Annotated in this window: 19 protein-coding genes, 1 tRNA gene, 1 pseudogene and 1 riboswitch; of the genes and pseudogenes, 7 read left to right on the forward strand and 14 right to left on the reverse strand. The window is 56.8% G+C overall.

What is annotated here, in order from left to right; translation table 11 throughout:
• The first annotated feature begins 156 nt into the window (after window positions 1–156).
• From KO088_RS06195 to efp, 3 genes are all read left to right on the forward strand, one after another.
• The gene (locus KO088_RS06195) at window positions 157–720 is read left to right on the forward strand and encodes a CvpA family protein (RefSeq protein WP_215494020.1); all 564 of its coding nucleotides are present in this window, start codon (window positions 157–159) and stop codon (window positions 718–720) included.
• Window positions 717–1,259, forward strand: coding sequence for an HD domain-containing protein (locus tag KO088_RS06200; RefSeq protein WP_215494021.1), 543 nt, complete (start codon window positions 717–719; stop codon window positions 1,257–1,259). The genes KO088_RS06195 and KO088_RS06200 overlap by 4 nt, the downstream gene beginning before the upstream one ends.
• Before the next feature lie 70 nt (window positions 1,260–1,329).
• A complete protein-coding gene (efp, locus tag KO088_RS06205; protein ID WP_215494022.1) occupies window positions 1,330–1,899 on the forward strand; it encodes an elongation factor P in 570 nt (189 codons plus the stop codon).
• 111 nt (window positions 1,900–2,010) lie between these two features.
• On the opposite strand, the pseudogene KO088_RS06210 reads toward efp, so the two are convergent.
• From KO088_RS06210 to KO088_RS06245, 8 genes and pseudogenes are all read right to left on the reverse strand, one after another.
• Window positions 2,011–3,282 (reverse strand): annotated as a pseudogene (locus tag KO088_RS06210) (malic enzyme-like NAD(P)-binding protein); the annotation flags it as partial.
• A gap of 273 nt (window positions 3,283–3,555) precedes the next feature.
• A complete protein-coding gene (gene rplT / locus KO088_RS06215) occupies window positions 3,556–3,900 on the reverse strand; it encodes a 50S ribosomal protein L20 (RefSeq protein WP_009432755.1) in 345 nt (114 codons plus the stop codon).
• 115 nt (window positions 3,901–4,015) lie between these two features.
• Complete coding sequence (rpmI, locus tag KO088_RS06220) at window positions 4,016–4,213, reverse strand: 50S ribosomal protein L35 (RefSeq protein WP_009432744.1); 198 nt, start codon at window positions 4,211–4,213, stop codon at window positions 4,016–4,018.
• An 88-nt stretch (window positions 4,214–4,301) separates the two neighbouring features.
• Entirely contained in the window at window positions 4,302–4,889 is a 588-nt protein-coding gene (gene infC / locus KO088_RS06225; protein ID WP_215494024.1) for a translation initiation factor IF-3, read from the reverse strand.
• A 39-nt stretch (window positions 4,890–4,928) separates the two neighbouring features.
• A complete protein-coding gene (thrS, locus tag KO088_RS06230; protein WP_215494025.1) occupies window positions 4,929–6,890 on the reverse strand; it encodes a threonine--tRNA ligase in 1,962 nt (653 codons plus the stop codon).
• A 173-nt stretch (window positions 6,891–7,063) separates the two neighbouring features.
• Window positions 7,064–7,139, reverse strand: a tRNA-Lys gene (locus KO088_RS06235).
• A 142-nt stretch (window positions 7,140–7,281) separates the two neighbouring features.
• Window positions 7,282–8,211 (reverse strand): Abi family protein, encoded by a 930-nt coding sequence (locus tag KO088_RS06240; RefSeq protein ID WP_215494026.1) that lies wholly within the window; start codon window positions 8,209–8,211, stop codon window positions 7,282–7,284.
• Between the two features lie 233 nt (window positions 8,212–8,444).
• Window positions 8,445–8,963 (reverse strand): HU family DNA-binding protein, encoded by a 519-nt coding sequence (locus KO088_RS06245; protein ID WP_215494027.1) that lies wholly within the window; start codon window positions 8,961–8,963, stop codon window positions 8,445–8,447.
• Between the two features lie 1,306 nt (window positions 8,964–10,269).
• Here KO088_RS06245 and KO088_RS06255 point away from each other — a divergent pair.
• Genes KO088_RS06255 through lpxA form a run of 4 tightly spaced genes read left to right on the forward strand, consistent with a single transcriptional unit; the run spans window position 10,270 to window position 16,844 of the window.
• Window positions 10,270–11,466, forward strand: coding sequence for an efflux RND transporter periplasmic adaptor subunit (locus tag KO088_RS06255; protein ID WP_215494028.1), 1,197 nt, complete (start codon window positions 10,270–10,272; stop codon window positions 11,464–11,466).
• Window positions 11,467–11,500: 34 nt separating this feature from the next.
• Window positions 11,501–14,704 carry an efflux RND transporter permease subunit gene (locus KO088_RS06260; RefSeq protein ID WP_215494029.1) on the forward strand — a complete coding sequence of 1,068 codons (3,204 nt, stop codon included), beginning with the start codon at window positions 11,501–11,503 and terminating at the stop codon, window positions 14,702–14,704.
• A complete protein-coding gene (locus KO088_RS06265) occupies window positions 14,688–16,064 on the forward strand; it encodes an efflux transporter outer membrane subunit (protein ID WP_044115716.1) in 1,377 nt (458 codons plus the stop codon). The genes KO088_RS06260 and KO088_RS06265 overlap by 17 nt, the downstream gene beginning before the upstream one ends.
• Window positions 16,065–16,076: 12 nt before the next feature.
• Window positions 16,077–16,844 carry an acyl-ACP--UDP-N-acetylglucosamine O-acyltransferase gene (gene lpxA, locus KO088_RS06270; protein ID WP_044115717.1) on the forward strand — a complete coding sequence of 256 codons (768 nt, stop codon included), beginning with the start codon at window positions 16,077–16,079 and terminating at the stop codon, window positions 16,842–16,844.
• Between the two features lie 507 nt (window positions 16,845–17,351).
• On the opposite strand, the gene KO088_RS06275 is transcribed toward lpxA, so the two are convergent.
• The 6 genes from KO088_RS06275 to spt form a co-directional block, all read right to left on the reverse strand.
• Window positions 17,352–18,107, reverse strand: a complete 756-nt coding sequence (locus KO088_RS06275) for a succinate dehydrogenase/fumarate reductase iron-sulfur subunit (protein ID WP_009432722.1) — start codon at window positions 18,105–18,107, stop codon at window positions 17,352–17,354.
• A 19-nt stretch (window positions 18,108–18,126) separates the two neighbouring features.
• Window positions 18,127–20,070 carry a fumarate reductase/succinate dehydrogenase flavoprotein subunit gene (locus tag KO088_RS06280; RefSeq protein ID WP_215494030.1) on the reverse strand — a complete coding sequence of 648 codons (1,944 nt, stop codon included), beginning with the start codon at window positions 20,068–20,070 and terminating at the stop codon, window positions 18,127–18,129.
• 43 nt (window positions 20,071–20,113) lie between these two features.
• Complete coding sequence (locus KO088_RS06285) at window positions 20,114–20,821, reverse strand: fumarate reductase (RefSeq protein WP_044123973.1); 708 nt, start codon at window positions 20,819–20,821, stop codon at window positions 20,114–20,116.
• Window positions 20,822–21,141: 320 nt separating this feature from the next.
• On the reverse strand, window positions 21,142–22,170 hold the full coding sequence (locus KO088_RS06290) for an acyltransferase family protein (protein ID WP_215494031.1): 1,029 nt from the start codon (window positions 22,168–22,170) through the stop codon (window positions 21,142–21,144).
• A 261-nt stretch (window positions 22,171–22,431) separates the two neighbouring features.
• Window positions 22,432–22,664: riboswitch (cobalamin riboswitch) on the reverse strand.
• Window positions 22,665–22,668: 4 nt separating this feature from the next.
• Window positions 22,669–23,640 carry an ecotin family protein gene (locus KO088_RS06295; RefSeq protein ID WP_215494032.1) on the reverse strand — a complete coding sequence of 324 codons (972 nt, stop codon included), beginning with the start codon at window positions 23,638–23,640 and terminating at the stop codon, window positions 22,669–22,671.
• A gap of 108 nt (window positions 23,641–23,748) precedes the next feature.
• The gene (spt, locus tag KO088_RS06300) at window positions 23,749–24,948 is read right to left on the reverse strand and encodes a serine palmitoyltransferase (RefSeq protein ID WP_215494033.1); all 1,200 of its coding nucleotides are present in this window, start codon (window positions 24,946–24,948) and stop codon (window positions 23,749–23,751) included.
• Window positions 24,949–25,117 lie beyond the last annotated feature (169 nt).

Raw genomic sequence — 25,117 nt, forward strand, 5'->3', positions numbered from 1 at the left:
TAGGTCAGCTCAGCGACCAATATAGGTTCATACCACCCCTCTATATAGGCCCAAGAGTGGACTACGTACAAAGCCCACTCAGAAGCGAGGAGAAAAGCCTGTGGGAGGGAATAGGGCGGGATGCAGTACCTTTGCAGGAAAAGACAGAAGCAAGATATGAACCAACTTGATCTCTTCCTGGGGGCCGTCGTCCTGCTCTTCGCCCTCGGGGGACTCTTCGGTGGCGCTGTACGCCGCGTCATCCAGATAGCCGCACTCATCATCGCCTTCCGCGAAGCGTGGCGCTTGGCCCCCTGGGTCGAGAGCGTGCTGGGCGGGGGTGACGGGCAGAGCATCGGTGGCTGGGGCTTCATCGTCCCCCTCATCGCCTTCGCCCTTATATATATCGGTATCCGCCTCGTGGGGAACTGGTTCAGCTCGCTCACCAAGGGCACGTTCCTCTCCGTCATTGACCGCATCGTCGGCCTCGCGCTGGGCCTCCTCGTCGGGGTCTACCTCATGGGCTATGCCTGCCTGCTCTTCGAGGGCATCTTCCCCATGGAGCAGTACAACGCCAGCAGCTCCACGCCCCCGACGACACGCCAGTCCTCCTACCTCTATCCCCGTCTCATGCAGTCGGTAGAGGATATTCGCCATGCTAAGGCGCTCCTCTTAGGAGACGGCGACAGCAAGACCACCGACACCGAAGCTCCCGTAGAAGCCACCCCCACAAGCAAATGATAGACACCCTCGCCATCATCCATCGCTACTACCCCGAGGGTAGCGACATCGAGCGCGTACTGCGCCAGCACGCCGAGGACGTCACGGGCCTGGCCCTTGAGCTCGTCGATGCACACCCCGAGATGGGGCTCGACCGCGAGTTCGTCGCAGAGGCGGCGATGCTCCACGACATCGGGATCTATCAGACAAATGCTCCCGAGATCTTCTGCACGGGCGAAGCTCCCTACATCCTACACGGCTACCTCGGTGCCGAGCTTCTGCGCTCGCTGGGCCTGCCCCGTCACGCTTGGGTCGCTGAGCGCCATACGGGTAGCGGACTCACTGCCGAGGAGATCGCTGCACGCGCCATCCCCCTCCCCCCAGGCATCTACACGCCGCAGTGCCCCGAGGAGGAGCTGATCTGCTACGCGGATAAGTTCTACTCCAAGACCAAGCTCGGGCAGCGCAAGGCTCTGGAGCGCGTGCGTAGCGGATTCAGCAAGCACGGGGAAGCCGCTCTGGCACGCTTCGATGCCCTACACCAGAAGTACGGCCTTTAGCCCCAGGCATCTCCCCATATTTTCCTATTTTTGTACTCAAGCAAAAACAATCTCTAATCAATCATTTTATATGGCTACTACAGCAGACTTCCGTAATGGTATGTGCCTCGACATCGACGGGCAGTACTACTTCATCGTCGAATTCCTCCACGTAAAGCCCGGTAAGGGTCCCGCTTTCGTTCGCTCAAAGCTCAAGAACGTCGCTACGGGTCGCGTGCTTGATAAGACATGGAATAGCGGGGTGAAGGTCGAAGAAGTACGCATCGAGCGTCGTCCCTATCAGTACCTCTACAAGGACGAGATGGGCCTGAACTTCATGCACCCTGAGACCTTCGAGCAGATCTCCATCCCCGAAGCTGTCATTGATGGCGTCCAGTTCCTCAAGGAAGGCGATACCGTCGAAGCAATGGTGCATGCAGCCTCCGAGACGGTGCTGACGTGCGAGCTCCCCGCTCACGTCGACCTGCGCGTCACCTACACCGAGCCTGGCCTCAAGGGTGACACCGCTACCAACACCCTCAAGCCTGCAACCCTCGAGACGGGTGCAGAGGTACGCGTACCCCTCTTCATCAACGAAGGCGAACTCATCACCATCGACACGCGTGATGGCTCGTACGTAGGTCGTGTGAAGGAAGCTTAAGCGCCCCCCCCCTTCGCCCTTGCGGCAATAAAGAATCCCGCCCCGACTTCTCCCATCAAGAGAAGTCGGGGCGGGATCTTTTGTATCCTTATATATGCTGGCGCCTTAGTCGAGGAGCGAGGTGAGGTGCTCTGCGTAGGCGTCCCAGTCGGTGATCGTGTGGCGTGCTACCCCACTCTCGATAGCGGCGCGAGCCACAGCCATAGAGACCTCGACGATGAGACGGCGGTCGACAGGCTTCGGGATGAAGTAGTCTGGACCAAAGGCAAGGCCCGTCGTCCCGTAGGCTTCATTCACATAGTCGGGCACGGGCTGCTTAGCCAGCGCAGCGATAGCGCGCGTAGCGGCCAGCTCCATAGCGCCGTTGATAGCCGTAGCGTGCGTGTCGAGCGCCCCACGGAAGATGTAGGGGAAGGCCAGCACATTGTTGATCTGATTGGGGTAGTCGGTGCGCCCCGTGCTCATCAGCACCTCGGGGTTAGCAGCCTTCGCCTCCTCGTAGGAGATCTCAGGCGTGGGGTTCGCCAGCGCGAAGATGATAGGGCGTGCAGCCATCGAGCGCACCATCTCCTGCGAGACCATGTCGCCCTTGGAGAGCCCGACGAGTACGTCAGCCCCGCGCATCGCATCGGCGAGCGTATGGAGCTCGGTGCGTGTGGTGGCGAACTCACGCTTCATATCATTGAGGTCGGTGCGGTCGACCGTGATGACGCCCTTCGAGTCGGTCATCACGATGTTCTGATGCTTGGCACCCAGATCGCAGTAGAGCTTAGCGCAAGCGATGGCGGCAGCACCAGCACCGCTGACGACGATACGCACGTCTTCGATGGGCTTGCCGACGAGCTCCAGTGCATTCAGCAGGCCTGCACCCGAGATGATAGCCGTACCGTGCTGGTCGTCGTGCATCACGGGGATAGAGAGCTCTGCCTTCAGACGGCGCTCGATCTCAAAGCACTCAGGCGCCTTGATATCCTCGAGGTTGATGGCGCCGAAGGTGGGAGCGATAGCCTTGACCGCAGCGATGAACGCCTCAGGATCGGTGGCATCGACCTCGATATCGAAGGCATCTACACCCGAATAAATCTTGAAGAGCAGCGCCTTACCCTCCATGACGGGCTTGCTGGCGTCGGCACCGATATTACCCAGTCCGAGGACGGCAGTCCCGTTGGAGATGACGCCGACGAGGTTGCCCTTCGCCGTGTAGCGGTAGGCAGCGCTGGGGTCTTCGGCGATAACCAAGCAAGGCTCAGCTACCCCAGGGGAGTAAGCCAGAGAGAGGTCATAGGCCGAGCTGTGCGGCTTGGTAGGGACGATAGCGATCTTGCCGGGGCGTCCCTCTTCGTGGTAGCGCAGCGCGGCTTCTTTCGTAATCTCGGTGGGCATATATTCGGATGGATAAGAATTATTAGACTTGTGAAACTACAACAAGCTAAGTGGGAGAATGTTCCACATTCATTAGCTCGACAAAGATACAGATAGAAAATCACGCAGGCGACTGGAGACAAGCGACAAGAGAGCTGACAATCCCCCCCGCTACTCGCCCCAGGCACTTGACACAAGGAGCAGGCCAAATGCAAGAAGCCCTACCTGAGAGGTGATGACCTCATCAGGTAGGGCTTCTGTTTATGCGCTTAAGTAGTTACGCTGGAGAGCGCCTTACTTTACCTTAGCGACGATAGCCTTGAAGGCTTCGGGATGGTTGACAGCGAGGTCAGCGAGGACCTTGCGGTTGATCTCGATACCCTGAGCGTGGAGAGCACCCATCAGGCGAGAGTAAGAGAGACCCTCGAGACGAGCAGCAGCGTTGATACGCTGGATCCACAGAGCACGGAAGTTACGCTTCTTGTTCTTACGATCGCGGAAGGCGTAGGTCAGACCCTTTTCCCAAGTGTTCTTGGCTACGGTCCAGACGTTCTTGCGAGCACCATAGTACCCACGCGTGAGCTTAAGGATGCGCTTGCGCTTAGCGCGAGAAGCTACATGATTGACTGATCTTGGCATGATGTTTCTTCTTTGTGATTGGTAGCGATCTGCCTCTCTCCCGAGAGAGCGGAGAGCAGATACTTGATTGGCTTACCTCTCTGTTACTGAAATAATCGTTGTGCTAACTTGCCGTTTAGCGGAGGCGGAGAAGTTCCTTGACTTCGCGTACGTCTACCTTGTCCACAGTGGTGAAGTAGGTGAGGTTACGCTTCTGCTTCTTCGTCTTCTTCGTGAGGATGTGACTCTTGAAGGCATGTTTGCGCTTGATCTTACCAGAGCCAGTGAGCGCGAAACGCTTCTTAGCACTGGAGTTTGTCTTCAGCTTAGGCATTTTCTTTCTTGTTTATATAAGTTATTTCATTGACCCAGCTCCACTGACGCAGCCTATGCGCGAGGTGCTGGGATGGGGGATACGTTGATTAGTCTTCGTCGGAGGCGTCTGCAGCCTCTTCCTTAGCGCCCTTCTTAGGGGCGGGGGTAGCGGCCTTCTTAGGGGCGAGCATGATGGTCATGCGCTTCCCTTCGAGGACGGGCATACTCTCTACGCGACCGTAGTCCTCGAGGTCATTAGCGAAGCGCAGGAGGAGCACTTCACCCTGATCCTTGAAGAGGATGGATCGACCACGGAAGAAGACGTAAGCCTTGACCTTCGAGCCTTCGCTGAGGAAGCCCTTAGCGTGCTTGAGCTTGAAGTTGTAGTCGTGGTCATCGGTCTGAGGTCCGAAGCGGATCTCCTTGACGACGACCTTGACGCTCTTAGCCTTCTGTTCCTTCTGCTTCTTCTTAAGCTGGAAGATGAACTTCTGGTAGTCGACGACGCGACATACTGGAGGATTGACATTGGGAGAGATCTCCACGAGGTCAAGCTCTTGGTCGTTAGCGATACGGAGAGCTTGCTGTATCGTATATACTCCCTGCTCTACATTGTCCCCGACGAGGCGCACTTCCTTTACGCGGATAGCCTCGTTGATGCGGTACTGGAACTTTTGTTTGTTGTCTACTGCCATTCAGTATGTGTTGATTGTATGCTTAGCGAGTGAGGTGGACTACTTAGCTTCGGCCTGCCAGGCGTTGAGCTGACGGTGTACCTCCTCGGCAATTTGCTCGGCAAAGGTAGCAATTTTCACTGAACCCTTATCACCCTCACCTTGCACGCGTACAGATACTTCGCCTTCCTGGGCTTCCTTTTCCCCGACGATAAGCATGTAGGGGATACGCTTGAGCTCATTGTCACGGATCTTACGGCCGATCTTCTCGTTGCGGTCGTCGACCTGCGTACGGATGTCCTGAGCGTTGAGCGTGGCGGCTACCTCGTGAGCATAGTCGTTGAACTTCTCACTGATAGGCAGCACGACGACCTGGTCAGGCGTGAGCCAGAGGGGGAAGTGCCCTGCGGTGTGCTCGATGAGGACAGCGACGAAGCGCTCCATAGAGCCGAAGGGTGCACGGTGGATCATCACGGGGCGGTGCTTCTTGTTGTCGGCACCCGTGTACTCAAGGTCGAAGCGCTCAGGCAGGTTGTAGTCTACCTGGATCGTACCGAGCTGCCAGCGGCGGCCGAGGGCGTCCTTGACCATGAAGTCCAGCTTAGGCCCGTAGAAGGCTGCTTCGCCGTACTCGATCTTGGCGGGAAGGCCCTTCTCAGCACAAGCCTCGATGATAGCCTGCTCGGCGCGCTCCCAATTCTCTTCGCTACCGATGTACTTCTCGCGGTTCACCTGATCGCGCAGAGAGATCTGAGCCTCGAAGTTCTCGAAGTTCAGCGCCTTGAAGATGATGAAGATGATATCCATCACCTTGCAGAACTCCTCCTTGATCTGGTCGGGGCGGCAGAAGAGGTGCGCGTCGTCCTGCGTGAAGCCACGTACACGCGTCAGCCCGTGGAGCTCACCGCTCTGCTCGTAGCGATAGACCGTACCGAACTCAGCCAGACGCTGGGGCAGGTCACGATAGGAGTGAGGGCCGAGAGCCTTGAAGATCTCACAGTGGTGAGGGCAGTTCATAGGCTTGAGCATGAACTCTTCGCCCTCCTGAGGCGTAGTGATGGGGCGGAAGGAGTCCGCACCGTACTTAGCCCAGTGACCGGAGGTGACGTAGAGCTGCTTCGAGCCGATATGCGGGGAGATGACCTGCTGATAGCCGAACTGCTTCTGGATCTGCTTGAGGAAGTCCTCCAGACGCAGGCGGAGCTGCGTACCGCGAGGCAGCCACAGGGGCAGCCCTGAGCCGACGTTCTGCGAGAAGGCGAAGAGGCCGAGCTCCTTACCGATCTTCCGGTGGTCGCGCTTCTTGGCTTCCTCCAGCATCGTCAGGTACTCATCGAGCATCTTCTTCTTGGGGAAGGTGATCCCGTAGAGACGCGTGAGCTGCTTGCGCTTCTCGTCACCGCGCCAGTAGGCACCAGCTACGCTCAGCAGCTTGATCGCCTTGATATAGCCCGTATTAGGCACGTGAGGGCCACGGCACAGGTCCGTGAAGTCGCCCTGCGAATAAGTCGTGATCGACCCGTCGGGGAGGTCTGCGATGAGCTCCAGCTTGTACTCGTCACCCTTCTCTTCGAAGAACTTCGTCACCTCAGCCTTCGTGATGTCGCGGCGGATGATAGGCTCCTTGCGAGCAGCGAACTCCGCCATCTTAGCCTCTATGGCTGCGAGGTCGGCGTCGCGAAGCTGCACGCCTTCGCCCAGGTCAATATCGTAGTAGAAGCCATTCTCAATGGCAGGACCGATACCGAACTTCACACCAGGATAGAGCGCCTGAAGGGCTTCGGCCATGAGGTGCGCACTGGAGTGCCAGTAGGCGTACTTCCCTTCGGGATCTTCCCACTTATAGAGCTTCAGCTCGGTGTCCTCCTTGAGGGGACGCATGAGATCCCAGATCTGACCATTGACACCAGCGGCCAGCACATCCTGCTGCAGGCGGGGGCTGATGCTGCCAGCTATATCCCACGAGGTCGTACCCACAGGGTACTCACGCTGACTGCCGTCAGGGAACGTGACTTTTATCATTGAGCTCATTCTTATACAGATTGATTACTTAGTTTGTCGTGCAAAGGTACGATAAATACGATAAATAAAGGGACTTATCCACGAGGAGCACAAGGCACATCGCCTGCGCCCTCCACACCCCACCGACAAAAAGAAAGCGGGTATCACTTCGAGAGAAGCAATACCCGCTTAGCTGGTGACCCCGGTGAGGCTCGAACTCACGACCCAGTGATTAAGAGTCACTTGCTCTACCAACTGAGCTACAGAGTCATTCTGATCTCGACCGTTTTTCCTCGCCTTGGTGAGCGACGGCTTTTGATTTCGGCTACAAAGGTAAGGCAAACTTTTTATTTGTGCAAATACCCCACCCCATACGCCCTCCCAGCGGGCAGACTAAAAGGCAGGATCAAAGTCACGTACTCCAGATAGGCTCCGAAGCCCAGTCGTATGGGAAGCCCAGCTTTGAGGGAGAGATATCCTGATGAGACGCAAAGAATGAGATCATCTGATGCTTGAAAGCCTCTCCAGCACCTATACCATTACACATATAGAGCATCGACGTGACAATGAGATAGGGCTTCTTGCGCTCCACCTTAGTAAGGTGAGAATTATGCCATGCCCCTTTAGGGTTATCCAAACTCATCGGCATCTTCACCATCGTCCGGCCAAATATGCGCGAGTGATGTGCGAGCAGGTTTCTCAGATAAGTAACAGCTTCGAGCCAGCTGGAGAGTTCGCTATGAAGATTCAATCCGAAATCATTGGCTATACGCGCCTTCTCGGGGAGCTGATGCTTTAAGTTCTTATATATCTTCGAGAGTGTACCCAAGCTTGCAAGCTCAAAGATGACCCACGAGTCTGGCTGCTCATCGAAATCAAGACATTCTTGGCCATACCAAATGCCATATTTCTCTTTGAAGTCTCGGACAAAAGGCTCACTACTACGAAGAAACTCTAACTTCAGAGTAGCCATCTGCTTTTTGAAGACATCTGGATCATCAAACAATGAGGCGTCAAGATAAAACAGCCCTCCATAGGATTGTGAGAGGTAGTAAATCATCTTCGTCCTCAGCGCTATCTCTATGGCTTCTACAGCATTAAAAAGTATCAACCTTAGCTCTCGGTCGTACTCATAGCGAGCAATGACCTCCTCAAAGCACGCATCATGCTTAAAGATATGCCTCTCTTTATCGGTTTGCATATCCCACCAATATCCTTTTAGACGATAGTAGCTGATACGACTCAGTAGATGATGAGCCAACTGCTCATCTCCCACCCTCATACCTCGCTGCTTTAAGAGAGCTATTTGTTCGGCTATAGAGCGTGATTCCTTATTAGACATAAAAAAAATGACTCGCCGGCAGATCTTACGGTATGCCAAGCGAGTACTGTTATCGTTAGTGTAGGCAAAACCTACAATTCTGTTGCTATTTTTCAATGCAAAGTTATACTTTTATTTGAACATACAACAGACCCATCAACGGAACATTGATTAATCTGGGTGCTCCCCCGCCTTAGGCTGAGCTAAGGCGGGGGAGCACCGTGAGTGAAGCGGCTAAGCGCCGAAGGCGGAGGTTAGATACCTACATGACCACCTGCGCCCGTATCGCCTGCACCTGGAGTCCCCTCGGCAGGGTGGCCGCCTTCCTTCGGCTGTGCGCCCTTACCCTTCTTTCCCTTGGCCTTCTTCTCCAGCGCGATGCGCTCGAAGGCTACATCATCCAGACGGAAGAACTTAGGATTGGGGCGAAGGCGTACACGTGCCCCCATAATATGCGCCACGGCACTAAACTCTTCCTCTGGAGCAGCAGCCTTACAGCGGAGCTTTGGAGTGAGGCGCCCCAGACGGCCGAACTCAACAGCTTCACCGCCAGCGACCAGAGTGCGTGCTGTATCGGCAGCAAGATTGAGGATGGATGCCACCTCCATATAATTGAAGGTCGTGTGCCCTGCTACCATATCGCAGAAGCGATCAAAGGAGACGCGTCCACGAGGATGAGCTGTAGCGATCGTAACCTTCTTACCGGCGAACTTGCCGAGTTTCATTTCGGTAGCACGGAGTGTGTAACCGAGAGCTTGCTTTGTGGTTCCCATAATAGAGTCCAAATAAAAAGTGAATAAAACTTGCTTGTGCCCCCTATCTTTTGGAGGACACTGCAAAGGTAGAGCACCCACCATGGGGTCAAAGTCATCTTTTTTCACTTTGGTCTATTTGCTCCTTAGATAGGTATTCATCGGCTACTATTCGGACACATTGGCGGAGATTTGACGGACAAAGATGAGAGAGACATGATGCGAGCGAGGCACAATAAAGCCCTGCATATCTAAGTCTGCATCCATACCATATAAATGTAGGCACATACGATCAAGCTCTTCTACATCGAAGAGAATTCACCTGACATCACCATTTTCCTTAGCCCCATAAATTGAACACCTTAGCCCAGAGATTTGAGTAAACATCCAAACAGAATTGAGTAAATATACGGACGAGATTGAATCCCCCTCCAATTGACTTAAGTAGATGCAGACAACGTAATCATCTTAGCGTCATATCTCGAGCTTCTCGACCTGCGAACCTTACTTACTGGACTGCAAAAGCATGTCTATGATGACGCTCGGAAGCGGGCATCCATCCCCAAACATCAAGTGTACAACAACGCCGTGCAGACCACGTACAGAGGTAGATCGAATGAGCACAGGGCTACCAGCCTTTGTGAAGGCATTCCACCCTCACAAATCTTTTGTCGTGGACACAGGAGGTGTGTCAATAGAAGACTTCCTGAGCTGTGACATCGAGGCCCTATTAAATTAAGGTGCACTAACCCTGCACAAACAGGAGCTCGTATGCGGAGCAGTTATTAGCTGTAAGAACGGCAGCGTACGCATACGCTATGCAGACCACTATTGGTACGAGGGTGAAGCAGTAGTCATCCGTACTCGATCCAATAGTGGTACGGAGTGCAAACGAATAGTTGATCGGGGTGCATACCAGTAGTGGTCTGAGCACGAACCACTATTGGTACGTAGCACCCGCCTCTACGGAAGTGAAAAACACCCCCCTTCGGGAGCGGCGTGCAGACGAAATTTGGCGGGGAGAATAAACCTTCGGGAGGGACGGGACTCTATATATGCGAAGCAAAGCTCCTATATAGATAGGTACGCGCGAGGGACGCAGGCCAATGCCCCGCCCCCATCCGAAGCGAGGCTCATAGCCCAGGGAAAAGCCAGACGGCTGACGCTGCGAGCTGAGATTTGGAGTATCTTTGTGCGGAATTCTACCCGCCCCACTTGCCTCCGCCCTTCTGGCGGTGACGAAGAGGCGGGAAGTCCCTTTCTACAGCCCCATCTGCGGGGCACTCTTCATCAAAAGACAAACCAACAATACAACCCCACAAGAATCATGACGCATCGACGCCTTACCGTCTCGTGCCTTAGCCTCCTGCTCCTCACCGCAGGGATCACGCTCCTGCCCGCCTGCTCCAGCCAGTCGACCCAGCAGGGACAAGCCCAAGGCCCCCAGGAACTCCCCGTACGCACCCTCTCCGCTAGCGACTTCTCCGCCAACAACAGTTACCCCGCCGTCATCCGAGGCGAGGACGATGCCGAGATTCGCCCCAAGGTATCGGGCTTCATCACCAAGGTCTACGTCACCGAAGGTCAGAGCGTGAAGGCGGGTCAGCCCCTCTTCCACCTCGATGACGTCACCTATCGCGCCGCCGTCTCGCAGGCTACCGCCAGCCTCTCCGCAGCGCAGGCTTCACTCGCCACGGCACAGCTGAACCAGCGCAATAGCCAGGACCTCTTAGCCAAGAACATCATCAGCCAGAGCAACTACGAAGAGGTCTCCAACGCCCTGAAGAGCGCTGAGGCCAATGTCGCCGTCGCCAAGGCCGCCCTCGTCTCGGCACGCGAGAACCTCTCCTACTGCACCGTCACCAGCCCCGTCTCGGGCGTCGTCGGCTCCATCAACTACCGCGTGGGGAATCTCGTCAGCCCTCAGAGTGCTTCGCCCCTGACGCAGGTATCGAATACGCGCAAGGCCTACGTCTACTTCTCCGTCTCCGAGCGTGAGATGCAGACCCTCGCAGGGGATGGCACGACAGCCAAGAGCCTTCCCAAGGTGCGCCTGCGCCTCTCCGACGGCAGCGAATACCCCGAAGAGGGGACGATCCAGGGTGTCAGCGGCGTCGTCGACAAGACCACGGGCGCTATCACGCTGCGTGTCGACTTCCCCAACGCTGAGGGCAAGCTCCGTAGCGGCTCGGTAGGTACGGTCCTCGTCCCCACCCAGACGGCAGGGGCTATCCTCGTACCCCAGAGCGCGACGGTCGAGCTGCTCCACAAGAAGTTCGTCTACACCGTCGACAAGGACGGCAAGCTGACCTTCACCGAGATCACCGTCAGCCCCGTCGATGATGGGCAGAGCTACACCGTCACCAGCGGCCTCAAGGCTGGCGACCGCATCCTCGTCGCCGGCACCACGGGCGTCAAGGAGGGCGAGGTCATCAAGCCCCTCACCGAAGAAGCCTATGCCAAGCAGCAGGAGGCTATACGCCAGCAGATGATGGGCAAGGGCGGTGCTGCTGAGAAGCACTAAGCCCCCACCGCCTTAACCGGAAGCATATAGAGCAATGAATTTCGATAGATTTATTACCCGCCCCGTGCTCTCGACGGTGATCTCCATCATCATCGTCATCCTCGGGGTCATCGGGCTCATACAGCTGCCTATCGAGCAGTACCCCAACCTCGCACCGCCCACCGTACAGGTCTCCACAGCCTACGCAGGTGCGGACGCCCAGACGGTGCTCAACTCCGTCATCATCCCCCTCGAAGAGCAGATCAACGGGGTCGAAGGCATGACCTACATGACCTCTACCGCCACGAACTCGGGCGGCGCCTCCATCACCGTCTACTTCAAGGAAGGTACCGACCCCGACATGGCAGCGGTGAACGTGCAGAACCGCGTACAGCAGGCTCAGGCCCTCCTCCCCGCTGACGTCGTGCGCGTCGGGGTGACGACGCAGAAGCGCCAGTCAAGCATGCTCCTCGTCTACTCGCTGACGAGCGAAGACGGGCGCTACGATGCGCAGTTCCTCGCGAACTACGCCGACATCAACATCCTGCCCGCGCTGAAGCGTGTGCCTGGTGTCGGCTCGGCAAATACCTTCAGCCAAGGCACCTACGCCATGCGCCTCTGGCTCGACCCCGACAAGATGCGCGCCTATTCCCTCGTCCCCAGCGACGTCTCAGGCGTCCTCTCGGCACAGAACTTCGAGGCTGCCCCAGGGAGCCTCGGCGAATCAGGTGACCGCACCTATGAGTATTCGCTCCGCTACAAGGGCCGTCTGAAGAGCATCCCCGAGTACGAGAACATCATCATCAAGTCCGACGACGCGGGCAACATCATCCGCCTCAAGGATGTGGCGAAAATCGAGCTGGGCTCCCTCAGCTACAGCATCAACTCCCTCTCCGATGGCAACCCCGCTGTCACGGGGATGGTCTCGCAGATCGCAGGCTCCAACGCTAACGACATCGTCACCGCCATCAAGGCCGAGATCCAGGAGCTGGAGAAGGACTTCCCTCCCGGCATGAAGATGACCTACGTCCTCGACGTCACGGACTTCCTCTACGCCTCCATCTGGCATGTCATCCAGACGCTCCTCGAGGCCTTCCTACTCGTCTTCATCGTCGTATATATCTTCCTGCAGGACTTCCGAAGCACGCTCATCCCCGCCATCGCGGTACCCGTGTCGCTCGTCGGTACGTTCTTCTTCCTGCAGATCTTCGGCTTCTCGCTGAACCTCCTCACGCTCTCGGCACTGGTGCTCGCCATCGCTATCGTCGTGGATGACGCCATCGTCGTCGTCGAGGCCGTACACGCCAAGCTGGACGAGGGCTACGACTCCGCCCGCACAGCCAGCATGGACGCCATGCATGAGATCTCGGGCGCTATCATCTCCATCACGCTCGTCATGGCTGCGGTCTTCGTGCCCGTGTCGTTCATCTCGGGGATCAGCGGTACGTTCTACCGTGAGTTCGGGGTCACGATGGCCGTCTCTATCGTCATCTCTGCCGTCAACGCTCTGACGCTTAGCCCCACGCTCTGCGCCCTTCTGCTCAAGCCCCACAAGGGTCACGAGGGGAAGAAGCTCAGCTTCATCGACCGCTTCCATCTGGCCTTCAACGCTGTGTATGAGAATCGCGTCCTGCGCCCCTACCGCAAGGGGGTCGAGTTCTTCGTGCGCCATCGCGTCACCTCGGGCATCATCGTGCTGGTAAGTATCGTCATCATGGTCGTCCTGATGAAGTTCACCAGTAGCGAGCTCGTGCCCCAGGAAGATACGGGTACGGTGATGGTCACCGTCGCCACACCTCCAGGTACCAGCCGCGAGAAGACGGAGAAGGTGCTCAAGGACGTCGCCGACGTCGCGAAGGCACAGGACGGCGTGGAGCAGGTCATGAGCATCTCGGGCTTCAGCCTCATAGGTGGCTCGGGCTCGAACTATGCCTCGATGTTCGTCCGCATGAAGCCCTTCGGTGAGCGTAAGACGACGACGAGTGAGATCGCAGGCAAGCTCTTCGCCTATGGCGCTACCATCAAGGATGCCTCCGTGCTGGCGATGACCCCACCGATGGTCCCGGGCTATGGTATGGCCTCGGGCGTGTCGCTGACGATGCTCGACAAGACGGGTGGCGAGCTGGATAAGTTCTTCGCCGAGACGCAGAAGTTCCTCGCCGCACTCAATGCACGCCCCGAGGTAGCCTATGCGATGACGCAGTACAACCCCAGCTTCCCCCAGTACGTCATCGACGTCGACGTAGCCGCCACGATGCGTGCCGGCACGACACCGCAGACCGTCCTCTCCACCCTACAGGGTTACTTCGGGGGGATGTACGTGGCGAACTTCAATAGCTACGGTAAGCTCTACCGCGTACTCCTGCAGTCCGCCCCCGAGCAGCGCCTCGACATCAACGCCCTGAGCAATATCTATGTGCGTACCGGCACGGGTGAGATGGCGCCTATCACCTCCTTCATCACCACGGAGAAGGTCTACGGCCCTGCGAGCGTGAACCGCTTCAACCTCTACACCTCTATCGACGTGATGGCCTCCCCCGCCCCAGGCTATGCCACAGGGGACGTGCTGAAGGCCGTCTCCGAGGTCGCCAGCTCGACGCTCTCGGCAGGCTACGGCTACGACTACTCGGGTCTGACGCGTGAGGAGCAGGGCTCGTCGGATACGACAGCGCTCATCTTCGGCCTCTGTCTGCTCTTCGTCTATCTCATCCTGAGTGCGCAGTACGAGAGCTACCTCCTGCCCTTCTCGGTCATCCTCTCCATCCCCTTCGGGCTGGCGGGTGCCTTCATCTTCTCGAATGTCTTCGGGCATACGAACAATATCTATATGCAGATCGCTCTGATCATGCTCATCGGTCTCTTGGCGAAGAACGCCATCCTCATCGTCGAATTCGCTCTGGACCGCCGCCGCACAGGTATGTCGGTCACGTGGAGTGCGATCCTCGGGGCGGTGGCTCGTCTGCGCCCCATCTTGATGACCTCGCTCGCGATGATCGTGGGACTCCTGCCGCTGATGTTCGCCAGTGGTGTCGGGGCTAACGGGAACTCCACGCTCGGTGCCAGCACCGTCGGCGGGATGCTCATCGGGATGATCCTGCAGATCTTCATCGTCCCCGCCCTCTTCGTCGTCTTCCAGAGCCTGCAGGAGCGCTTCAAGCCCCTACGCTTCGACGACATCATCACCTCGAAGCCCTCGGGTGAGATCCTTCAGTTCTCCAACACCTCCAAGACCGACTCACAAGATGACGCTCAAGCATAGCCTTCCCCTCCTCGCCCTCAGCCTCACACTCACAGGCTGTGGCGTCTACAAGAAGTATCAGCGTCCCACGGTAGATACCTCCATCTACCGTGGCGACAAGATCGACACGCTGAGCCAAGACACCACGTCCTTCGGGCAGACGCCCTGGCGTGCGCTCTTCACCGATGCGCCCCTGCAGGCACTCATCGAGAAGGCCCTCCAGCAGAATGTCGACCTGCTCTCGGCGAACCTCTCCACCCAGCAGGCTGAGGCCCAGCTCAAGGCCGCCCGCCTCTCCTTCTTCCCCTCGCTGACGCTCGCTCCCTCGATCTCAGCAGGTAAGACCGAGGGCGTACCCGCCAGTTACAGCTACACGCTGCCCGTGCAAGCCAGCTGGCAGGTGGATCTCTTCGGCTCGCTACTGAATGCCTCCCGCTCGACGCAGGCCCAGCTCCTCCGCGCTCAGGCCTACCAGCAGCTCGTCCGTAGCCGTGTCATCGCGAGCGTGGCGAATAGCTACTACACGCTGCTGATGCTTGACCGCCAGCTCCAGCTCACCCGCTCGGCTGCCGAGCTCGCCGCCCACACCCTCGAGGTGATGCAGGCGCAGAAGGACTTCGGCCGTGCTATGGAGTCCTCCGTGCAGTCCGCCCGTGCCAACCTCCATCAGGTAGAGGCCTCCATCCCCGAGATCGAGCGCCAGATCACCACGACGGAGAATGCGCTGGCCCTCCTCCTCGGTGAGTCGCCCCGTGCCTATAGCCGCTCCACGCTCGAGGCACAGCAGCTCCCCAGCACCTTCGCCGTCGGCGTACCCGCTCAGCTACTCTCGGCACGCCCCGATGTGCGCGTAGCGGAGATGGCACTGGCCAGCTGCTACTATCAGACGAATGGCGCACGTGCCGCCTTCTACCCCTCGCTCACCATCACGGGGAGCGCAGGCTGGACGGGCGCTCTTGGGCAGGCCGTATCGAACCCGATGAAGTTCATCGCCTCGGCTCTTGGCTCGCTGGCACAGCCTATCTTCGCCCGTGGCAAGCTCGTCGCAGGCCTTCGTGTCGCTGAGGCTGAGGAAGAGAAGGCACGCCTGGCGTTCCAGCAAAGCCTCTACAATGCCGGTGCTGAGGTAAGCAATGCCCTCGCCCTCTATGAGGCCTCCGAGGCGAAGATCAAGGCCGAGACCCTACAGATCGAGAGCCTCGAGAAGAATGTCGAGATCGTCGAGACCCTCTTCAAGACGGGGAAGACCTCCTCTTATCTCGAGGTCATCACCGCCCAGCAGGCACTCCTGCAGGCTCAGCTCTCCCAGATACGCGACCGCTTCAGCAAGATGCAGGCCGTCGTGAACCTCTATAATGCCCTCGGCGGAGGTGCCCAGTAATCCCCTATCGCTATGATCAGTCCACAAGCCTTCATCGCACCTGGCGCCCAGATCGGCGCCCGTGTGACGATCTATCCCTTCGCCTACATCGAGGACGACGTCGTCATCGGTGACGACTGCACCATCTACCCGCACGTCAGCCTGATGAATGGCACGCACATCGGTAGTGGCAACACCATCTATCAGAATGCCGTGCTCGGTGCCTCGCCCCAGGACTTCTCCTACAAGGGCGAGAAGTCCACACTCATCATCGGCGACAACAACGTGATCCGTGAGAACGTGGTCATCAGCCGCGCCTCCCGCAGCGACGTCTCCACCGTCATCGGCAGTGGGAACATCCTTATGGAGGGTACCCACATCTCGCACAACTGTCAGGTGGGTGATCAGAATGTCTTCGGCTACGCGGTCAAGATCGCCTGCGACTGCACCATCGGCAGCCGCTCGATCTTCAGCAGCGGCGTCACGGCCAAGCCCCGCTGTCGCATCGGCGATCTGGCGTTCATCCTCACAGGCTGCCGCTTCGGCGAGGACGTACCGCCCTTCATCACCGTCAAGGACAACCCTGCCGTCTACGCTGGGATCCATGCGGGTATGCTCTCCAAGGCGGGTATCGACGAGCGCACACAGCGCCATCTCGCGATGGCTTACCGCCTGGTCTTCAATGGTAAGATCAGCCTCTACGACGCCATCCTGCAGATCGAAGAGCAGGTACCTGACGGCCCCGAAGTCCAGCAGGTCATCGCCTTCCTCCGCTCTTCCGAGAGCCTCATCATGAAGTAAGGCCCCCACGACTCCCTACCCGCGGGTTAGGCTGAGATATGCCCTACCCCATACAGTCCGAGGCCCTGCCGTGCGATGCACGGCAGGGCCTCGGACTATCTATACGCAGCCGTGTACAGGGGCGGAGGTCGGATGAACCTATATTGGTCAGCGGGCTGAGCTATATGGGTCCACGCAGCAGCAAGCTATATTGGTCGATGAAGCGACCTATATAGGTCAGCCCGCTGACCAATATAGCTTCGCACCACCCTCCCCTATAGGTACGGTCAACACCTTTTGGGGAAACAAAGAAGCCTCCCCGCAGGAGAAGCGCAGGGAGGCTCTAATGCGATCGCCCGTCCTCGGGAGCCGTGGGCTCAGGAGGGCGGGCGATACTACACCAATCTAACCTATTCAATCCAGGAGGTGAATCCTGAAGAGAGCGATGGCAGTCGGCTCTGTATGACTTCTCTCGCGAAGGGGGAGAAGCCGCCACAGGAGGCCGAAGAGAGGGATTCGTCTCGGAGCTTAGTCCTTGAACTTAGCAGCGAGGAACTCGCGGTTCAGACGAGCGATATTGGAGATCGAGATGTTCTTGGGGCATTCGACTTCGCAAGCACGAGTGTTCGTACAGTTACCGAAGCCCAACTCATCCATCTTAGCGACCATAGCCTTAGCACGGCGGGCAGCTTCGACACGACCCTGTGGGAGGAGAGCCAGCTGGCTGACCTTAGCAGAGACGAAGAGCATAGCCGAGCCGTTCTTACAAGCTGCAGCGCAGGCACCGCAACCGATACAAGCAGCAGCGTCCATAGCCATGTCGGCATTAGCCTTAGGAATGGGGATAGCGTTAGCATCGGGTACACCACCGGTATTGACCGACACGAAGCCACCAGCCTGGATGATCTTATCGTAAGCCGAGCGGTCTACCATGAGGTCACGGATGATGGGGAAGCCAGCCGAGCGCCAAGGCTCGATGGTGATCGTGTCGCCATCGTTGAAGCGACGCATGTGCAGCTGACAGGTCGTGATGCTATCATCGGGCCCGTGGGGGTGCCCATTGATGTAGAGCGAGCACATACCGCAGATACCTTCGCGGCAGTCGTGGTCGAAGACAACGGGCTCCTTGCCTTCGCGTACGAGCTGCTCGTTGAGGATATCGAGCATCTCCAGGAAGGAGCTACCCTGAGAGATATTCTGCAGGTCGTAGGTTTCGAACGCACCCTTTACCTCGGGGCCACGCTGACGCCAGACCTTAACCTTGATATTTATATTCTTGTCCATTGTGGATGTTGGCTTGGGGTTAGTTCTTATAGTTACGCTGCTGACGTACGACGAACTCGTAGTCCAGAGGTTCCTTCAGAAGGACGGGATCCTGATCTTCGCCCTGGTACTCCCAGCAGGAGACGTAAGCGAACTGATCATCGTGACGCAGGGCTTCACCTTCGGGCGTCTGGTGCTCGAGGCGGAAGTGACCACCGCAGCTCTCTTCACGGTCGTGAGCGTCACGAGCCATGAGTTCGCCGATCTCGATGAAGTCAGCCAGACGAAGAGCCTTCTCGAGCTCCACGTTGAGGTCGTCAGCCTTACCAGGGATACGGACGTCGCTCCAGAACTCCTTCTTCAGAGCCTTGAGCTCGACGATAGCCTTCTCGAGGCCTTCGCGCTCGCGACCCATACCTACGAAGTCCCACATGATGTGACCGAGCTTCTTGTGGAGGCTGTCGACGGACTGCTTACCCTTGATGCTCATCAGGCGAGCGATACGATCCTGGATACCCTTTTCTGCTTCGTCGAACTCAGGAAGGTCCGTGCTGAAGCGGGGGACCTGAATCTGGTCAGCCAGATAGTTCTGGATCGTGTAGGGCAGTACGAAGTAGCCGTCAGCGAGCCCCTGCATCAGAGCCGAAGCACCGAGGCGGTTAGCACCGTGGTCGGAGAAGTTAGCTTCACCGATGGCGAAGAGGCCAGGGACAGAGGTCATAAGCTCGTAGTCCACCCAGATACCACCCATCGTGTAGTGGATAGCGGGATAGATCATCATCGGCGTCTCGTAGGGATTGTCGTTGGTGATCTTTTCGTACATCTGGAAGAGGTTGCCATAGCGAGCTTCTACGACATCCTTACCAAGACGCTTGATAGCGCTGGAGAAGTCGAGGAAGACAGCCAGCCCCGTGTTGTTGACACCGTAGCCAGCGTCGCAGCGTTCCTTAGCAGCACGGCTGGCGACGTCACGAGGCACGAGGTTACCGAAGGCGGGATAGCGGCGCTCGAGGTAGTAGTCACGATCCTCCTCCTTGATATCGGTAGGACGAAGCGTACCAGCCTGGAGCTTCTTAGCGTCTTCGATATTCTTGGGCACCCAGATACGACCGTCATTACGGAGCGACTCAGACATCAGCGTGAGCTTAGACTGGAATTCGCCGTGGACGGGGATACACGTGGGGTGGATCTGTGCCATACAGGGGTTAGCGAAGTAAGCACCCTTCTTGTAGCACTGCCAAGCAGCTGAGCCGTTAGAGGCCATAGCGTTCGTGGAGAGGAAGAAGGCGTTACCATAGCCACCGGTACCGATGACGACAGCGTGAGCAGCGAAGCGCTCGATCTTACCCGTGACGAGGTTACGGGCGATGATACCACGAGCACGGCCGTCGATGATGACGACGTCGAGCATCTCGTGGCGGGTGTACATCTTCACCGTGCCCTTACCGACCTGGCGGCTCAGTGCAGAGTAAGCACCGAGGAGGAGCTGCTGCCCCGTCTGACCACGAGCGTAGAATGTACGAGAGACCTGTGCACCCCCGAAGGAGCGGTTGTCGAGAAGGCCACCGTATTCGCGAGCGAAAGGCACACCCTGAGCGACGCACTGGTCGATGATGCTATTAGCCACTTCGGCCAGACGATAGACGTTTGCTTCGCGAGCACGGTAGTCACCACCCTTGATCGTATCGTAGAAGAGGCGGTAGACGGAGTCACCATCGTTCTGGTAGTTCTTAGCGGCATTGATACCCCCCTGAGCAGCGATCGAGTGCGCACGACGGGGAGAGTCCTGGATACAGAAGTTCAAGACGTTGAAGCCCATCTCAGCGAGCGAGGCGGCAGCGGAGGCACCAGCCAAGCCCGTACCGACGACGATGATGTCGAGGCGGCGCTTGTTTGCAGGGTTGACGAGCTTCTGATGGTCCTTATAGGAGGTCCACTTCTCGGCCAATGGGCCGGCGGGGATCTTCGAATCTATCTTAGACATAATCTTAGAGGTATGGATAGCTTACTTGTGGGATGAACTGTGGTTAGCAATACCACAAGGAGCCCCCGCAGAGGGCTTGGATGAAATAATAGATCACGACGACAGCGAAGCCGAGGACGATGATCGTCGTATAGATGTTGGAGATGCAACGCAGACGCTCAAACCAGACGCGGTTGTTGAAGCCGATGGTGTGCAGTGAGCTCCAGAAGCCGTGAGACAGGTGGAACCACAGTGAACCCAGCCAGATGAGGTAGAGGACTACGAAGATGGGATTAGAGAAGGTGTAGCGGATCAGGCCAGCGCCGTCCGTAGGACCAGTGACGCCATCGATACCGAGGTCATGCTGACCGATGATCTCTGCGAGCTGCATCTTAGCCCAGAAATTGAAGAGGTGCAGGAAGATCCCGAGGACGATGATGACACCGAGAGCCATCATGTTCTGCGACGCCCACTCGACACCCTTAGGCTTGTCGACGACATCATAGCGGTCGTTACCGCGAGCCTTGCGATTCTGAAGCGTCAGGATGAAGGCATAGACGATGTGGACGATGAAGAGGACTGCCAGCCCCATCGAAGCGACCAGGGCATACCAGTTAGCTCCGAGGAACTCACACACGGCGTTGTAGGCTTCTTCAGAGAAGAGCGCCACAAGGTTCATCGACATGTGGAAGGTCAGGAACAGGATAAGCGCGAGGCCTGAGATGCTCATGACCAGCTTACGCCCGATCGAAGATTTAATTAACCACGACATAAAGTTGCTATTTAATTGATTCTATGTTATTGTCTTCTTGTGGAGATATATTGCTATCGTGCAAGACATTAGGGCGCCCCATAGCTGTGTCGGGACGCACCTCCTTATGCAATGCACGCTACAAAGATAGCTTAATTAGGTATATGCCGTACTAACATTAGCGAAAAAAAGGCATAATCCTACCACTGCATATACCTCATAGTAGGTACATACACCACAAAACTGACGCACCACAGCGCGGCTACCTACCTATATATAGCTAACCATATCGCTGTATCAGCGAGAAGAGAAGAGGGGGAGAAAGCAAAAACGAGAATACCTCAAGCACGCACCAAGACACGGAGATAGCGAGCTATAAGATAGGCGCCGAATATAGTGGCGGTATAAACCACGACAAGGTAAAGTAGTGGCGACTGAATATAGACGACTGGACTCCTAAAGAAGTTCACGAAGGACATGTGCAGAAGGTAGGTCTCAAGCGATATACCACCGAGCCACATCAGAGCACTCCCAATGGGGCCGTGCGCACGTCGCATAAATAAATCTGTCGCCCCCCAAGCTTTGCTAAGAGCCGTGAGCATCACAGGCAGGGCGAAGTAAGCAAGATGGCTGATGAAGATCAGCACTATAGACTGATTCGGGAAGGTCAGCACACTCCATATATATACCCCCATCAAAAGTAGTACTGCAGGAAGGCAGAGGATGCGATACGACTTTATCTGCTTATATATACTCCGCTCATAGATAGCATAGGCCACGCCCACAGAGAAGCTGAGGGGATAGCGAAGCCAGTAGTATCCGAAGCTGGCCTGCCATGCGGCTAACATAAGGAGGAGCGTAAGCAAGATGAGCACGAGTACAGCCCTACCCCAACGTCGGACATATCGGAAGGAGAAGTAGAAGAACACATAGAGCAGTATCAATTCCAAGAGATACCACGCAGCCGTCTCAGGGCCAGGAATGCCAAACTTCCAAATCAAGAGGTTAAACTTAAGTCGCTCCAGCGCTTGAGGAATATGATTAAATCCCTCTCCGGCAAAGAGGAAGAAGAGTGCCACAGCATAGAAGAAGAGGAACGGCTTCAGGAGCCCCCAGAGTCTTCGGGGGAGCCAGCCCGCCCATAGGGTCGCTGGAGACGTAGTAGGTGTACGAAGGGTACGCAGACGCAGCTGGGTCATCAGCCCATAGCCCGAGAGGAAGAAGAAGAAGACCAGGGCAAGCGGTGTGAGGAGATTACACACACGTAGCCACAGGAGCGCCTCATCAGGCTGGCACAGCGAGCTGATATGCGTCCCTACGATAAACAAGGAGAGCGCCCCCTTTAGGGCTACCGAAAATTCCTTGGGCAAAGTCGAATCTACCACGTCGATGATTACTTATTAGACATCTGCTATAGTACAAAGATATAGCATCTTGCGGCATCACAACGAATAAGCCTCAGGCAGGAGTCCTGACCCGCGAGTTTCCCCACCGTCCTGGACGCCACCTGAGGCATATCCACTAAATCATTACGGCAAAAGTACCACTGCCCACTTTATTCAAAAGAGCGGACATCCTCTTTGGGGAATAAATTCCAAGCATAGAGACCCATACTTGTAGCTTTCCTCGAAGCATTTTGAATGAGCGTTGCAGGTCTTCTGACTCGTGCACCTTGTCTCCCAGCCACCCTTCCCAGAGACACAGAACCTCCAGTGGTCAGGGCTTCGACATAGCCCTCGGCAGGGAGCAGTATGATGCACATACAGCAGCGGGACTGTTCGAGATTCTCACTCGATTCCCTTTTAAGCCCGACACACAGCACACAGATCTTCGCGTGTCAGGCACAACGCCTTTACAAAGATACGATATTATCTCTGATCACCATCCACCTGCGCACTCAGATTGCGCTGTGGCTGTTTGTCACTGGTCAGCAGCTCACGCTTGCCCTCTGGACGGTAGTAGCGGGTGAGCAACGTGAAGCGATCGGGTATATACACCGTGACCGCTTCGCCAGCATTACGCAGGACCACGAGGCCCATATGCCGGATGAGCTTTTCTTCCATACGAGCATCAGGGCAGCCCATACGTGTGGACATGGTCTTGCCATCACTCTTGAAGATGTAGGGAAGGTTCAGCCCTTCGGCTTCCATATCGAGCTCGAATTTTCCGCTCAGTACATGGATATTGCAGTCGACCTTCTTCCGTATGCACGGGATCAGCTCGATATAGTAGTCCGGGCTATTGCCCTTATGACGCTCGGGAGCAGTGATGACGTAGGCCGTATAGCCTCGCTTACGGGGAAGCTTACTGGCAGCGGAGTCTGGACTGACCTTCGTCGCCTTGCCCATAGCGCGCCAGATACGGTAGACGACGCGCACACTATCATTGGTCGTGATGGCCAGCTCCTTATTGCCTCGGAAGGGAAGAAGGAGGGGCTCACCATAGAGGAAGGGCTTAGGATCCAGACCCTCGATAGGCTTGTCGAAGGCCGAGATAATCCCCTCGCCATGCTGATAGCGGTAGGAGGAGAAGACATCTACCTGGGTACTGGGTACGAAGCGCCCATCGATGCTGGTGTGCGTCGGGTCCGTATTCGGCAGAGCAGGCAGCAGCTCCACGCGGTAGTCCTCGAGGGGGCTGGCGTGCGGGAGCGTCAGGCGGTAAGTATGTGGGGGGAGCGGGACCTTAGAGTAGTCTTCGGTATAGCTGACGACTCCCTCGCGAGCCTGATCACCTTCCTCACCATTCTGCCCATCGTGGGCAGCTCGGCAGCTGGGGCTAAGCAGGACAAGTGCAATAAAAGCTAAGAGGGAAGTTAGGTGGGCGCTTGAAGTAGTCATACATCGTCGATAGATGAGCTATCTACTAAGATTAACGGGTATCCCCCCGAATTTATTATTCGATAGGATACCCGTAATAATCTTTTCTTGGTCCGTGTGGCGCTGTCTCTAAGCCTGAGGATGGAGCGGAATGTCCAGGGCCTTGAAGACCTTGACGAGCGCTTCGATAGCGCGGTCAAGCTGCTCATAGGTATGGGTAGCCATGAGCGAGAAGCGGATCAGCGTATCGCCAGGAGCGACAGCAGGAGCCACGACGGGATTGACGAAGACACCTTCCTCGAAGAGCATAGCCGTCACGCGGAAGGTCTTCTCATTATCACGGATAAAGAGTGGGATGATAGGCGTCGAGGTATTACCGATCTCGAAGCCCAGCTTACGGAAGCGATCCAGGCAGTAAGCCGTCTTCTCACGAAGCGACTCCACACGCTCAGGCTCACGAAGCATGATCTCCAGAGCCTTAGAGGCAGCAGCCGTCGAGGCTGGCGTACAGCTGGCGCTGAAGATATAGGAGCGAGCGTGGTGGCGGAGATAGTTGATGAGCACCTTGCTACCAGCGATGAAGCCACCGAGAGAGGCGAAGCTCTTACTGAAGGTACCCATAAGGAGGTCGACCTGATCGGTCAGACCGAAGTGGTTACACGTACCGCGACCGTGGTCACCGAGTACGCCGAAGCCGTGAGCTTCGTCGACCATCACCGAGGCGTTGTACTTCTTCGCCAGACGCACGATCTCGGGGAGGTTGCACAGGTCACCCTCCATGCTGAAGACACCGTCGACGACGACGAGCTTGATGCGATCGGGGTCACACTGCTTGAGGCGACGCTCGAGAGCTTCCATATCATTGTGCTTGTAGCGGAGGCTCTTAGCGGGAGAGAGGCGGATACCCTCGATGATCGAAGCGTGATCGAGTGCATCCCAGATGATATAGTCTTCACGGCCAAGGAGGCAGGAGATGACCCCGAGGTTGACCTGGAAGCCCGTGGAGAAGATGATGGCATCTTCCTTGCCGACGAAGGCAGCCAGCTGCTTTTCCAGCTCAAGGTGCGTATCGAGGGTACCGTTGAGGAAGCGGCTCCCTGCACATCCCGTACCATACTTCTCCGTAGCGGCGATAGCAGCAGCCTTGATCTCGGGGTGGTTCGTCAGTCCGAGGTACGAGTTCGACCCGAACATGAGGACCTTACGGCCATCGATGACGACCTCGGTATCCTGGTCGCTTTCTATCTTTCGGAAGTAGGGATAAATCCCTGCAGCCTGAGCCTTCTGGGGCTCGGTAAAGGATGCTAATTTCTGCTCAAGTAAGTTCATCTTATATCTGTCAAGCATCCGCCCATAGTGCTAAACGGGCACCTCACGGGCGCTCTCATCGTGGAGCGCGCGATGGGCGGACTGGGTCGGGGAGCTGCGATCGCAAGGAGCGCCACAGCCCGGACACCTATAGTAATAGAGCTCTTATTAGAGGTGGAGGAAAGGCCCC

Source organism: Porphyromonas bobii (genome assembly GCF_943169685.1).
GTDB classification, from domain to species: domain Bacteria; phylum Bacteroidota; class Bacteroidia; order Bacteroidales; family Porphyromonadaceae; genus Porphyromonas; species Porphyromonas pasteri.